The following is a 14048-nucleotide window of genomic DNA, read 5'->3' as shown; positions in this document are numbered from 1 at the left end:
GTATAAAACCACCGTTATGACCAGGAAGATATTATTGCTGCTGCTTGTTACAGTTTGCTTATCGTGTAAAAAAAACCATCAAAAACCAGGCTGTTCCATAAGTGTATGTACCCAGGAATTTGCAAGCATAGGTATACGCTTTGTAAATAAAGCAGGTAGTGGCGTAACGGTAACAAACTTTAGTGCCAAAAATTTAAGAAGCGATTCATTGATTGTTGCAGGTGGCGGTGTTGATCCTGGTTTTTCGCCTGGATTTAAAGCAATTGCAACCGATAATAACCTGGAACAATTTTCAACCGGGGGCGATGATGTAAGGGTCTCGGCAACTAATCCAAGCACCGATCAAACCAAAACCGCCATCGTAAAAATAGCGGGAGGATGCGCGTGCCATATCAGCAAAATTTCCGGGCCGGATACGGTAGTTTTTGATTAGATCTGATACCCCTTATACTCGTGTTAAAAGTACCGGTGAACCATTGGCATTTACCTGGTACAATACATAATAGCCACCGTTGTCATTCATTGCCTTTACCATGTGTTTTTTGCCGTTTTGGGTTACACTCACTTTCTTCCATTCGGTAGGTACATACGTTTTCATGGTTAGTGGTATATTATAAAAACCTTTATTTAAGGGATGGCTTACGCTTACCGCTATGTACCCATTTTTTAAATCCGATTGTACTTTCGCGCTTTGCCTTTCGCGCATGTATTTGGTAACATCGGCAAAGGTGGCCATCCAAAGCTTATCTTCGCGGTTTTTGATGTAGGTAAAATATTCATTCAGTTCGGTAGCTGGCAGGGCTTCCCAGCCAATGCCTTCTACGCCATGGTGAGTAAGCACCAACCAGGTATCATGCCGGTTTATGGTAGTATCAACCCAGGCTTTCATCAGGGGCAGCGGTGTTTTGGTGGTTGCCCCACGCTGGTATTGTACATACGCTTTATCAGTGTTTCCCGGTGTATCCTTACTGCCCCGGCTAATCTCCTTAAGCCATGGCTCGGGCATGCGGTTACGCAGGGCGGGGTAAACCTTGCTTAAGTATTCCACTACACGGTCATTCTCGGTGCCAAACGGGCCCTCGGCGCTAAAGGTATAACGCATGCCTAAATGATTTAAAATATCCAGCCGGCTTTTCTCCATTTCGTACATAATGTTTGGTTCATCAAGCGCGGCCAGGCGGGGGTGGGTTATCATATGGCTGGCAAACTCATGACCCTGGGCCGCGTACTTTTTAATTTCGGTCCAGGTAGTGCCGTGTGCATCGTTATACTCGGTATTATGTTCAATCCCCGGCTTAAAATCGCCATGGCGTACTTTGCTGTACAGTTCATCTATCACTTTATAGGCGGCTTCGGGTTTGTTATCATCTATTAACGATCCGGCTTTGTAGTGATAATCAAGTGTGCCCACCAATCCTAAATAACCCGCAGCCGAAGCCCGCTCGTAAAAATTGCTTTTATTGGTGGGCATGGATGCTGTTTCGGCTATGATCTCTTTTACCGGCCGACCAATAAATTTACCATGATACTGCGAACCGGGGATCTGGCCGGTGATGATGAAAAAAGTGCCTTTTATATGGAGTTTATTCAAAATAGGCAGGGCTATTTTAAACTGGTTGATAGAGCCATCATCCCAGGTAATGGAAACCGCGCCGTTGCGACCATATTGCCAGCGGGTGATCTCCGTTTTACCGGGCTGTGCATTTAAATGGCTTGCAAACGCCAGCATAACTAAAAAAATAGGCAGTGTTTTTTTCATAAAAACAGGTTTATGAGGCTAATATAATTACATCTGCAGGGCTTTAGGCCTTGTAACGAAATAGTTATAGCGGTAGACCGGTCTATTTATCTTATTTAAACTAATTCTAAATAAAAGTTGCGAATAAGAAATGTCTTGTTATTTTTGCCCTTAATTAGACTTAGTATAAATAGTATGGCAAACAATCTCTACAATTACATTCAAAAATTTACACTCTTAATTCTATTTATATTTATAAATACCCTCGTTTTAAAAGCCGACGAGGAAGGCAATAACGGTAAAATAACCGGTTTTGTTAAAACCAGCGATGGCAAGGCTGCCTCATACGTTATTGTTGCGATAAAGGGCCTTAATAAAAGTACCACCACCGTTGATGACGGATCATTTACCATTGTTAACGTTAAACCAGGTACCTATACATTAGTTACCAGTTATGTTGGTACCAAAAGTGAAGAGCAAACGGTTACTGTTATTGCAAACCAAACCACCCGTGTTAATTTCACACTGCGCGAAAGTGCCGCGCAGCTTAATGAAGTAGTAATATCATCTACAAAAACCATTAACCGCAAAAAATTGAGCGTGGGCAAAATGAATGTTGCCCCTATGGACCTGCCTCAAAGCGTTACCGTAATTGGCCGCGATGTATTGGATCAGCAGCAATCATTACGTTTAAGTGATGTGATCAGGAACGTTAATGGTGTTTACCTGTACAGTGCCCGCGGCAATACACAGGAAACATTTGCTTCCAGGGGATATAGTTTTTCGAGCACCAACATGTTCAAAAACGGTTTTAGGGTAAACTCCGGTGTGGTACCCGAGATAAGTTCGTTAGAGCGGGTTGAGATTTTAAAAGGCAGCGCGGCTTTATTATATGGTAATGTTGCACCCGGCGGTATCCTGAATATGGTTACCAAAAAGCCATTGTTTGAGCAAGGCGGCAAGGTATCCATGACTTATGGCAGCTATGATTTGTACCGCCCCTCGTTTGATGTTTACGGCCCTATATCTTCCAAATTAGCTTACCGCTTAAACGGCACTTATGAAAAAGCAAACAGTTTTCGTGATAATGTAAAATCCGAACGGGAGTATATTAACCCTTCGTTCCTGTACAAAGTAAGCGATAAAACAACCATTATTGTTGAAGGTGATTACCTGAACTATGATTTTACCCCCGATTTTGGCACTGGGCAAATCAATAATGTAATTGCCAATGTACCGCGTAACCGATACCTGGGCGCATCATGGTCAACCGGTAATACCAAACAAAGCACGGCTACTGCTACCATTAATCACCAGATAAATAGTTTATGGCAAATAAGCGGAGGTATCTCTTACCAACACTTTAACAGGCAATACCAAACAACCGAGCGTGTGCTGCCAAATGCAAGCGGCGACTGGGGACGCACCCTGAACCGGGCAAAAACACTGGAAGATTATTACACCGGGCAGCTTAATGTTACCGGTCAGTTCAATACAGGTTCCATCAAACACAATATTTTAGTAGGTGTTGACGCGGATAGGTATAACAATACTGCTTATACTTATGTGGCTAACATTGATAAAGTGTCGAGTTATTGGGATCAGGGTACTGCTATAAAACCTGTGGTTTACGATACAATTAATATTTTTAATGTAGATAAATATAATTTGCGTACAGACAAACCTGTGATGAATCCCTTGTATAGGATATTGACAAAAACTAATCGTTTTGGTGCATATTTTAACGACCTTATTAGCTTATCAGATAAAGTTAAAGTGCTTGCAGGTATTCGCTGGTCATACCAATATATAGCGCCAACGGTAGTTGCCAATTATTACAACACTACTCCGGCCCTGGCTACGCCAGCAAAAAGCAAAACCGACAAGGCATTTTCTCCAAGAGTGGGTATAGTTTACAAACCGCTAACCAACACTGCGTTGTTTGCCAGTTACTCCAACTCTTTTATAACCAATACTGGTTCAGATGTTAATGGTAACCCACTTGATCCATCAATAGTTGACCAATATGAAGCCGGGATAAAAAATGATTTCCTAAATGGAAATTTGTCCGTGAATGTAACGGCATATCGCATTATCAATAACAACCTTGCTCAAACAGCACCATTTTTGGCCGATGGGACAACCGTAAATATAAATACCAATATTAAAGAACTGGTTGGTCAAACAAAAAGCAACGGTGTAGAACTCGACATTGCAGGGCATCCGGTTAAAGGGCTCGATCTGTTAGCCGGTTACAGTTATACCAACGCCCGTTATTCAAAAACCTCAGCTTCGTTTGGCAGCAACATAGCAGGGCAGCCCTTATTGAATGTGCCAAAGCATACAGCAAATGCCAGTGCTTTCTATAACTTTTATGATGGTAGCCTTAAGGGTTTTAAAGTGGGTGCATCGGTATATTACCTGGGCGACCGTATTGCAGGCAATGCCAATACCGTACCGGCTAAAGGACAAGCCCAGCCTGCAAATAAACTGGTATATGTATCCGGCTTTACCACGGTTGATGCCTCAGTTGGTTATACCTATAAAAAGATCTCTATTATTGGTAAGATCTCCAATATAGGTAACGTATTAAATTATAACGTCCACGAAAATTACAGTATCAACCCAATACCACCAAGGCAGTTTTTAACTACCCTGGCTTATAGTTTTTAAGGCATAAAGCTGTATAAACATAGTGCACCATAACGATGGGTTTCAAACCCATCGTTATGGTTAAGATATAAAAGAGAATACACCGGGATATGCTTTGGCATACCCGGTTTTTATAATTAAAAATGATGAAAGTATTTTTCCGCACCATTCACCTTTACCTGAGCCTTGCGGCGGGTATTGTCATTTTTTGTTCGTGTGTTACGGGCACTATGTTGGTGTTTGAAAAAGAGATTGAGCATAGCCTGCATCCCAAACGTTACTATGTGGAGCCACAGCAAACGCGGATGCCATTGGCACAGCTGATAAAAGCCGCGTTGAAACAGGCGCCCAAGTCAAAATTTGCTTCGGCCATGGTTTATAACGATGCCGGGAGAACGGTGGAGATTGGCGTGGTGGTGCCCGAGAAAAGGGACAAAAAGGAAAAGCCGGCTCAAACCGGTAAAGGTAAACCTGCAGGTGCGCCTGGTAAAACCGGTAAAGGCGCCAAGGAGGGAGGAAAGCCCAATTTAACCGTTTTTGTAAACCCATATACCGGCCAGGTAACGGGCGAATATAACCGCAGGCAATCGTTCCTGTTTTCAGTCGAGATGCTTCACCGGTTTTTGTTAGCCGGGAAGGATAGCGCGGGCGATTGGATAGTAGGGATCTCAACCCTGCTTTTCTTGTTCATACTGATAACCGGTGTAGTACTCTGGTGGCCAAAAACAAAAAACATCATGCGGCAGCGGCTAAAAATAAAGTGGGATGGCAGTACCAAACGGCTAGTGCACGATCTGCATATAGTTACCGGCTTTTATACCTCGGTTTTTTTGATAGTAATTGTTTTAACCGGGTTAATCATGTCGTTTAAATGGGCCAACCAGGCATTGTTTGCCATAACAGGTTCAAAACTTGTAAAAGAGCAGCCAAAATCGCCGCAATCAAAATACCAGCCGGGTGGTGTGGCTTTAACTGTTGACGCTGCATTGCAAAACGTAGCAGCTAAAACCAATTCTGCAGAATACTATACGGTGCGTGTTCCGGGAGATTCAACCGGGACCTATAGCATCAATATTTTACCCAAAGGTGCAATAGAAAACACAGCCGATACTTATTATGTAGATCAGTACAGCGGCAGTTTGGCGGGTGCGCAAATGTTTGCCGCTAAAAGTTTAGGTCAGCGTGTAAGAGCATTGGTGAAGCCCGTGCACACCGGTTCGGTATACGGTTTACCTACCAAGGTTGTCAGTTTTGTAGTTTGTTTACTATCGCTCATATTCCCGGTAACCGGGGTAATGATGTGGCTTAACCGCACACGGAAAAAGAAAAAACCGATAGTTAAGCTACAATTGGTGTAAGTGTTTTATGGTTTTAAAAAAAAAACTTTTTTGTCATCCTGAACGGAGTGAAGGATCTACTCTCCGCCGTGCCTCTTCGCCCTGCATAGTCTGCGAATAGATCCTTCACTCCGTTCAAGATGACAAACTTTCAAAACGTTTTCTACTTTAGAGTTTCAAGAAATTTTACCTCTCGCAATGCGAACGGATATGTGTTTCATTAGAGGCGTTTTTAGGAATGTATGCTATTTACTTATTCCTTCAAGGATACTAAAAGGCGACATTGTTGGTATTACCCTGGTTAACTTAAGGCTGGCATCGTCAAACAATTGCCTGTATTCCTTTTCTGTTCGTTCGCAGCCGGGCAGGTATTGTAGCATCTGTAAATCAAGTAGTTTTGCAGGCGATGGTTCATTTCCTTCGGGTACAACCATTTCTACTACCAGTACCTTGCCACCGTATGGCATTGCTTTACGGCAATTTTGGAGCAAAGTAATACATTGCTCATCGTTCCAGTCGTGAATAATATGCTTCATAATATAGGCATCGCAGCCTTTAGGCACACTTTCAAAAAAATTACCGCCTAACAGCTCACACCTGTCTGATACGCCATGTGCCGTTAACAGTTTTGCTGCCTCAGCAACAATAGCCGGCATATCATACAATACACCCTTTACCGTACCATATTTGGCAAGGATGGATGCCAGTAAAAAACCATGTCCGCCGCCTACATCTGCCAATACCGAAATGGAAGAAAAATCATAGCCATTCACTACGGCAACACTTGAAAAAGCGCTATTGCTTGTCATGGCGTCATTAAATACCCTGCCAGCTTTCTCATTGCTCCAAAAATAATCAAAGGCCTGCATGCCGTGTACTTTTTCAAAAGAAGGCTTCCCGGTTTTTACGCTATAGGTTAGTTCGGCCCAGGTTTGAAACTGCCAGTCGGTAGTAATCATTTCTGCAAAAGCCCGTAAGCTGCCCTGGGCATCACTACGCAAAGGCTCGGCTAAAGGTGTAAGGGAAAATCGTTTTTCAGCATCTTCTGAAAATACGCCGGCGCTGGCACATGCCCGCATTACCCGATAAAGAGAACGGGCATGAACACCTGTTTGCTGTGCTAATTCTTCGGCTGTTTTTGCTCCGTCTTTTAAAAGATCGGCAATGCGCAATTCTGCGCATACACCAATAGCACGTGATACAGCAAAGCCAAAAAGCAATTGCATTAATTGAACCGGAGGAGGGGGTTCTTGTATCATAAATAATTATTTTATAATGGTATAGCAATTTACAATAAACTTTTGGTAATTAAATGAGCATTAAAAATGATAATAAATGTTTCCGGCTTTGTGAATTTTCTATCGCGTGATGCTGTGGTGGGAATGGCTTGCCAGGGTATTTATATGCAGAACTAAGCATATTCATTTGTTGAGCCAACTCGCATTAAATACCCTGATTCTGATTTTAAACCCGACGCCCAACGGAGTTTTTGCATTTAGGCGCATAGCCCAAAACCCGCCAAAAATGTTGAAAACTTTTTGGTGGTAAAAAGTGGTAATTTGTGGTAAAAGAGAACTACTTTTACCTATTAAATTAAGCCATAGTCTGATAATGCCGCATTTAACCGGAGAATTTGAATGTAAACTGGATGCCAAAGGGCGGATGATGATCCCTGCGGGCCTCAAAAAGCAGCTTCCTGAAGCTGACGGCGAGGGCCTTATGATCAATCGCGGCCTGGAGAAGTATCTTGTTATTTACACAAAATCCGAATGGGATAAAAGACTGGACGAATTAAGCAAACTTAACGAATACGACCGACAAAACCTGCGTTTTATACGCTATTTCACCGGTGGCGCCACGGCTTTAATGCCCGATGCAGCCGGCAGGGTGTTGTTGCCAAAAGGGCTGCTTGATTTTGCGGGTATAGGCAATGACGTGGTTTTAACCTGTGTATTAAACAAAATTGAAGTTTGGGATAAGGCTGCCCATACCGAAATGATAAATAACGAGCCAGATAATTTTGCCGAATTGGCAGAGGCGGTAATGGGTAGTAAAGCAAGGAGGATAGATGAGTGAGTACCATACACCGGTAATGCTGCAGGAGTGCATCGAAGGGCTTGACATTAAAAAGGATGGCACCTATGTAGATGTAACTTTTGGCGGCGGCGGGCATTCGCGCGAGATTATGAAGCATTTGGGGCCCGGAGGCACTTTGCTTGCTTTTGATCAGGATGCTGATGCGCAGCAAAATGCCATTGAAGATGAGCGATTTGTTTTTATAGATCAGAATTTTAGGTATTTAAAAAACTTTTGCCGTTTGCATGGTGCCATCCCGGTTAATGGGATCCTGGCTGATCTGGGTGTATCATCATACCAGTTTGACCAGGCCGAACGCGGTTTTTCTATCCGCTTTGACGCCGAGCTGGATATGCGCATGAACCAGTTAGGCGACCTAACGGCTAAGGATGTTGTAAATAATTATACCGGCGCCGAGCTGCATCGCATTTTTGGGATTTATGGCGAGATCCAAAATGCAAAATCGCTGGCCGAAACTATTGTTACCGCAAGGCTTAACGCCCCGATCGTAACCATAGCCGATTTGAAGAACGCGATAAGTGCACGCATCCCGAAGGGAAAAGAAAATAAATACCTGGCCCAGGTTTTCCAGGCCCTGCGTATTGAGGTTAACCAGGAGTTGGAAGCCTTGAAGGAATTTTTGGTACAAAGTGCAGAGGTATTGGCTGTTGGTGGCAGGCTGGTAGTAATGAGCTACCATTCGCTGGAAGACAGGCTGGTAAAGAATTTTATCGCCAAAGGCAAGTTCAGCGGCGAAGTAGAGAAAGATTTATACGGTAACAATAATAAACCGCTTGATGCTGTAAGCCGCGGAGCAATCACAGCATCGGCAGATGAGATAAGTAACAATAACAGGGCACGGAGCGCTAAATTAAGGATAGCTGTAAAAAGATGACCAATCGTTTGCGTACAGAAATTCCGGAAGAGGAAGAAGAAGCGGAAGAACTGGTTGTGGAGGAAAGAACCCGAAGGGAAATTCCTGACAACTTTTTTACGCAGTTTTTCACCAAACGCTTTATTAGCAGCGAGAAGGCTACTAATGCGTTGCCATTTGTGCTGTTCCTGGCTTTTTTGGGTATGGTATACATTGGCAACATGCACCTGGCCGAAAAAACTATACGTGATATTGATGATCTTACCAAAGAGGTAAAGGAGCGGGGCTGGGATTTTAAAACCACCAAAGCCGAAATGGCTTTTAAAAGTACATTAACAGAAGTGGCCAAACGTGCCGATACCATAGGGATAAAGCAATCTGTTGAGCCGCCAAAAAAGATAATAGTGAAGGAGGATAAAGATGAAAATTAGAACCAATATACTACTGCGGGTATACATCGCTTTTGGGTTGGTGGTGTTTTTTTCATTTGCGGTTGTTGTACAACTTTGCCGGGTACAGTTTGTACAGGGCGCAAAGTGGAAGGCTAAGGCCGTCAATATGTCGGCACAATTCAGAGATGTTGAGGCAGCGCGCGGAAATATTTTTTCTGAAGATGGCAGCCTGCTGGCTACGTCGGTACCAGAGTATGAGCTGCATATGGATATGCTGGCCGGGGGGATAGCTGCTGATAGTGTTTTTAATGATAAAGTTGATGTACTGGCTGCAAACCTATCCAAAATGTATGGCGACAGAACAACCCGTGAATATTCAAGGGTGCTACGCGATGCCCGCCGGGAAGGCTCGCGTTACCAGTTATTAAGACGCCGGGTAACTTACCAGGAATTAAAAAAAATTCGCGAGTTCCCGATATTTAAAAGCCGTAAAACCAAAAACTGCCTTATTGTTTTACAGCAGAATAAGCGCATCCTGCCCTTCCGTTCATTAGCGGCCCGTACCATTGGCTATAAAAACGAGAATGTAAAAAATCCGGTTGGTCTTGAAGGTGCTTATTCTTCATTTATCAATGGTGAAAACGGCAGGCGTTTAATGCAGCGTATTCCTGGTGGTACCTGGATGCCTGTAAATAATGATGAGGATGAGATAGCCGCAAAAGACGGGGCTGATATTATATCGACCATTAATGTAAACTTCCAGGAGATGGCCCAGGCTGCACTTTTGAAGCAACTGGATTCAAGCGCGGCCGATCATGGTTGCGTGGTATTAATGGAAGTAGCAACCGGCGAAGTGCGTGCTATTGCCAACTTTACGCGGTCAAAAGATGGTTTGTACCAGGAAAAAATGAATTACGCTATCAGCAATGCTATTGATCCGGGATCAACCTTTAAGCTGGCATCATATATGACCATGCTTGATCAGCATAAACTGGATACAAATACCATTGTAAATGCCGAAGGCGGGAGATACAAATTTGCCAAGGGCCCAACTATTACGGATACGGAGCATGATAACTATGAAATGAGTGTTAAACGTGCTTTTGAGGAATCATCAAACGTGGCGGCTGCAAAACTGGTATATGGTAATTACAAAGATAACCCCTGGCAGTTTATCAATAAGCTGTATAGCTACCATTTAAATGAAAAGCTTGGATTGCAGATTCCCGGCGAAGGCAGGCCTGTAATAAAAAATCCATCAAACCGCAGCTGGAACAAGTATTATACCCTGCCCGAAATGGCTTATGGGTACGAGATGAACCTAACACCCCTGCAGATGCTCGCTTTCTACAATTCGGTGGCTAATAACGGCAAATTGATAGCCCCCATTTTTGTACGGGAAATCCGCAGGATGGGCAATACCATTGAGCGGTTTAACGCCAGGGTTATTAATGAAAAAGTATGCTCGGATGTTACTTTGGGTAAGGTAAGGGGTATGCTTGAGGGGGTTGTGCTTAATGGTACCGGCAAAAATGTGATCAAAAACAAACTATATAGTGTGGCCGGTAAAACAGGTACCGCGCAGGTAGCCGATGGTATAAAGGGTTATAAAATGAAAAAATACCAGGCATCCTTTTGCGGGTATTTTCCTGCCGATCATCCTAAATACTCCATGATAGTGGTAATTAATAACCCTACAAGAGGTGCTTACCTGGCGGCAAAAGTTGCCGGCCCGGTTTTTAGGCAGGTTGCCGATATGGTTTACGCCAACGATATGGAGATAAACCAGCCAACGCCCGTACGTTTTGTTGGCAATACATCATTGCCGAAAGTAAAACAGGGTAATTTAAAAGCATTAAAACATGTGTATAGTAAATTGGGTGTAAAACCACTTTACGCATCGGCAAATGCCGTAAATAATGGGGTTGATACCAGCAATGGTATTCCGTTTGAGGAAGTAAGATATAAGGAAGGTACTGTTCCAGGCGTTACAGGAATGGGCCTTAGCGATGCCTTGTATGTTTTGGGCAATGCAGGTTATAAAGTAACGGTACGCGGCAGCGGCATGGTAACCACACAATCAGTTACGGGCGGCAGCTTAATACCAAAGGGATCACGCATAACAATTGAGCTTCAATGAAATATTTAAGTGATTTATTGGATGGATTAGCCTTTACAGAACTGCAGGGTAGTGCGGATGTGGAAATTACTTCGGTAACTTTTGATTCGCGGCAGGTAATTCCGGGATCGTTGTTTGTTGCCGTAAAAGGGACATTGGTTGACGGGCACGATTATATTCAGCAAGCTATTAAAAAAGGCGCTGTCGCCGTTATATGTGAAGATCTGCCTGCCCATACAGCGGGTGAAGTTGATTTTTTAATGGTTGCCGATTCTGGTAAAGCCTTAAGCCTGGTTGCGGCCAATTTTTATGATAATCCATCGGCACAATTAAAACTGGTAGGTATTACCGGCACTAATGGCAAAACCACTATAGCAACTTTATTATATCAGCTGTTTCGCGATCTGGGTTATAAATGCGGCTTATTATCAACCGTCGAAAACCAAATTAACGGCCAGGTGATCCCATCAACCCATACCACACCCGATCCTGTCGAGATTAACCGCTTGCTGGAAGAGATGGTGGCACAGGGCTGCGATTATTGCTTTATGGAAGTGAGCTCACATGCAGTTGCACAGCATAGAACAGCTAACCTGCAATTTTCGGGTGGTGTGTTCACCAACCTTACGCATGATCACCTGGATTATCATAAAACCTTTGATAGCTACCTGAAGGCGAAAAAAACATTTTTTGACGGTTTGCCAAAAAGCGCATTCGCCCTTACCAACAGCGATGATAAGAACGGCAATGTAATGCTGCAAAATACGCCGGCCCACAAAAAAGCCTATGGCTTAAAAAGCATGGCCGATTACAAGGCCCGTATGCTTGAAAACCAGTTTGGCGGTCTGTTGCTACAGATAGATAACGAAGAAGTATGGTTTAAAATGGTAGGTACATTTAACGCCTACAACCTGCTGGCCGTTTATGCTACTGCCATGCTGTTAGAGCAGGATAAAGCCAAAGTACTTACCAGCCTGAGTAAATTAACAGGTGCCGAAGGTCGCTTTGAATATATAGTTGCGCCAAATAAAGTAATAGGTATAGTTGACTATGCCCATACCCCCGATGCTGTGCAAAATGTATTGAGCACCATTCATGATATCCGCAAGGGTAACGAAAAGGTAATAACCGTAATAGGCTGCGGCGGCGACAGGGATAAAGCCAAACGCCCCATCATGGCACGTGTAGCCAGCGAGTGGAGCGACAAGGTGATCCTTACTTCAGATAATCCGCGGTCGGAAGATCCGGCTCAGATCATCAAAGATATGATTGAAGGCGTTGACCCTGCGTTTAAAAGGCATACCGTGAGTATTGTTGACAGGAGGGAGGCCATTAAAACTGCCTGCATGCTGGCTCAACCGGGCGATATCATTTTAGTAGCCGGCAAAGGCCACGAAAAATACCAGGATATAAACGGAGTGAAAAATCACTTTGATGATATGGAGGAACTTGAGGAACAATTTAAGTTGTTAGTCTGAATCAGAATTTACAGAATTAAAGAATTAGCAAGATCCAGGAAATCACTTTAATCGGGGAAATCAATATAAAAAATCGGCGTAATCAAAAAAGAGCATGTTATATTATTTGTTTACTTACTTAAATAAAAACTACAGCATTCCTGGATTCGGGGTATTTCAGTATATCACGTTCCGTACGGCTTTGGCTGTTATAACATCGCTGCTGGTTACCACGGTTTACGGTCGCCGGTTAATTGATTACCTGCGTTTTAAACAGGTTGGCGAAACAGTAAGGAATCTTGGCCTGGAAGGCCAGATGCAAAAATCGGGTACACCTACAATGGGCGGGCTTATTATTTTGCTGGGTATTTTGGTGCCCACATTATTGTTTGCCAAGTTGGGTAATGTGTATGTTATACTGATGATCATCACAACGGTTTGGCTTGGCGCTATCGGCTTCCTGGATGATTATATAAAGGTTTTCAAAAAAAACAAAGAAGGTTTAGCCGGAAAGTTCAAGATCATTGGCCAGGTAGGGCTATCACTTATTGTCGGGTGGACGATGTATTTTAATGCAAGCATTGTGATAAGACAGGAGGTTAAGCTGCCAGTGAAAGCTGATGTTCCGGTTGATTTTCATTTGAAGCGTAATGTACCTGTTTATACCCAGGATGTACGGTCGACCAAAACAACTATGCCTTTTTACAAAAACAACGAGTTTGATTATGCCAAGGTGCTTAAGTTTATAGGTAGCGACTATGAGCAATACGCACTGGTAGTATTCCTGTTTTTTGTGATCATCATTATCACCTTTATCTCCAACGGGGCAAATATAACCGATGGTATTGACGGCCTGGCGACGGGAACGTCGGCCATCATCGGGATTACGCTGGCTATACTTGCCTATGTATCCGGTAACGTGGAGATAGCCGATTATCTTAACATCATGTTCATCCCCAACTCGGGCGAGCTTGTGATTTTTGCAGGGGCATTTGTAGGGGCCTGCGTAGGTTTTTTATGGTATAACTCGTACCCGGCGCAGGTGTTTATGGGGGATACAGGTAGCCTCGCGATAGGTGGTATCATAGCTGTTTTCGCTATCGTGATTCGTAAGGAATTATTGTTGCCGGTATTATGCGGCGTGTTTTTGGTCGAGAATATATCGGTTATTATGCAGGTAGGCTGGTTTAAGTATACCAAAAAGAAATTTGGAGAAGGACGAAGGGTGTTTTTAATGGCGCCGTTGCACCACCATTATCAAAAGAAGGGCTTCCATGAAGCCAAGATCGTTACCCGGTTTTGGATCATCGGGATATTGCTGGCGATAATAACGATAATAACGTTGAAATTGAGATAAAGCCCCCCAACCCCCTAAAGGGGGAGCAAAAAGTAAAGTTGATATT

Annotated in this window: 11 protein-coding genes; 9 read left to right on the top strand and 2 right to left on the bottom strand. The window is 43.5% G+C overall.

Annotated features, from left to right (window positions below; all coding sequences use genetic code 11):
- Positions 1-16 precede the first annotated feature (16 nt).
- Positions 17-433: a hypothetical protein gene (locus AC1DQW_RS18705; protein WP_477455465.1), complete on the top strand. Its 417-nt coding sequence runs from the start codon at positions 17-19 to the stop codon at positions 431-433.
- A gap of 12 nt (positions 434-445) precedes the next feature.
- On the opposite strand, the gene AC1DQW_RS18700 is transcribed toward AC1DQW_RS18705, so the two are convergent.
- Entirely contained in the window at positions 446-1759 is a 1314-nt protein-coding gene (locus AC1DQW_RS18700; RefSeq protein WP_477455464.1) for a polysaccharide deacetylase family protein, read from the bottom strand.
- Positions 1760-1933: 174 nt separating this feature from the next.
- Between AC1DQW_RS18700 and AC1DQW_RS18695 the strand changes: the two genes are divergently transcribed.
- Entirely contained in the window at positions 1934-4411 is a 2478-nt protein-coding gene (locus tag AC1DQW_RS18695; RefSeq protein WP_477455463.1) for a TonB-dependent siderophore receptor, read from the top strand.
- Between the two features lie 122 nt (positions 4412-4533).
- Entirely contained in the window at positions 4534-5748 is a 1215-nt protein-coding gene (locus tag AC1DQW_RS18690; protein WP_477455462.1) for a PepSY-associated TM helix domain-containing protein, read from the top strand.
- 224 nt (positions 5749-5972) lie between these two features.
- Here AC1DQW_RS18690 and AC1DQW_RS18685 read toward each other — a convergent pair whose 3' ends face one another.
- Positions 5973-6986, bottom strand: coding sequence for a methyltransferase (locus tag AC1DQW_RS18685; RefSeq protein WP_477455461.1), 1014 nt, complete (start codon positions 6984-6986; stop codon positions 5973-5975).
- Positions 6987-7338: 352 nt separating this feature from the next.
- Between AC1DQW_RS18685 and mraZ the strand changes: the two genes are divergently transcribed.
- The 6 genes from mraZ (at position 7339) to mraY (ending at position 14002) form a co-directional block, all read left to right on the top strand.
- Positions 7339-7803: a division/cell wall cluster transcriptional repressor MraZ gene (mraZ, locus tag AC1DQW_RS18680; RefSeq protein ID WP_477419912.1), complete on the top strand. Its 465-nt coding sequence runs from the start codon at positions 7339-7341 to the stop codon at positions 7801-7803.
- Complete coding sequence (gene rsmH, locus AC1DQW_RS18675) at positions 7796-8698, top strand: 16S rRNA (cytosine(1402)-N(4))-methyltransferase RsmH (protein ID WP_477403466.1); 903 nt, start codon at positions 7796-7798, stop codon at positions 8696-8698. Before mraZ ends, rsmH begins: the two co-directional genes overlap by 8 nt.
- Positions 8695-9108 (top strand): FtsL-like putative cell division protein, encoded by a 414-nt coding sequence (locus tag AC1DQW_RS18670; RefSeq protein ID WP_477403468.1) that lies wholly within the window; start codon positions 8695-8697, stop codon positions 9106-9108. Before rsmH ends, AC1DQW_RS18670 begins: the two co-directional genes overlap by 4 nt.
- Positions 9098-11209 (top strand): penicillin-binding protein, encoded by a 2112-nt coding sequence (locus tag AC1DQW_RS18665; RefSeq protein ID WP_477455460.1) that lies wholly within the window; start codon positions 9098-9100, stop codon positions 11207-11209. The genes AC1DQW_RS18670 and AC1DQW_RS18665 overlap by 11 nt, the downstream gene beginning before the upstream one ends.
- Positions 11206-12666, top strand: a complete 1461-nt coding sequence (locus AC1DQW_RS18660) for a UDP-N-acetylmuramoyl-L-alanyl-D-glutamate--2,6-diaminopimelate ligase (protein WP_477455459.1) — start codon at positions 11206-11208, stop codon at positions 12664-12666. The genes AC1DQW_RS18665 and AC1DQW_RS18660 overlap by 4 nt, the downstream gene beginning before the upstream one ends.
- Before the next feature lie 94 nt (positions 12667-12760).
- The gene (gene mraY / locus AC1DQW_RS18655; RefSeq protein ID WP_477403474.1) at positions 12761-14002 is read left to right on the top strand and encodes a phospho-N-acetylmuramoyl-pentapeptide-transferase; all 1242 of its coding nucleotides are present in this window, start codon (positions 12761-12763) and stop codon (positions 14000-14002) included.
- Positions 14003-14048 lie beyond the last annotated feature (46 nt).

The sequence above is a fragment of the Mucilaginibacter sp. P5_A4 genome (assembly GCF_056400605.1).
The sequence above is the reverse complement of the archived record's forward strand: the minus strand, read 5'-3'. Positions and strand labels throughout refer to the sequence as shown.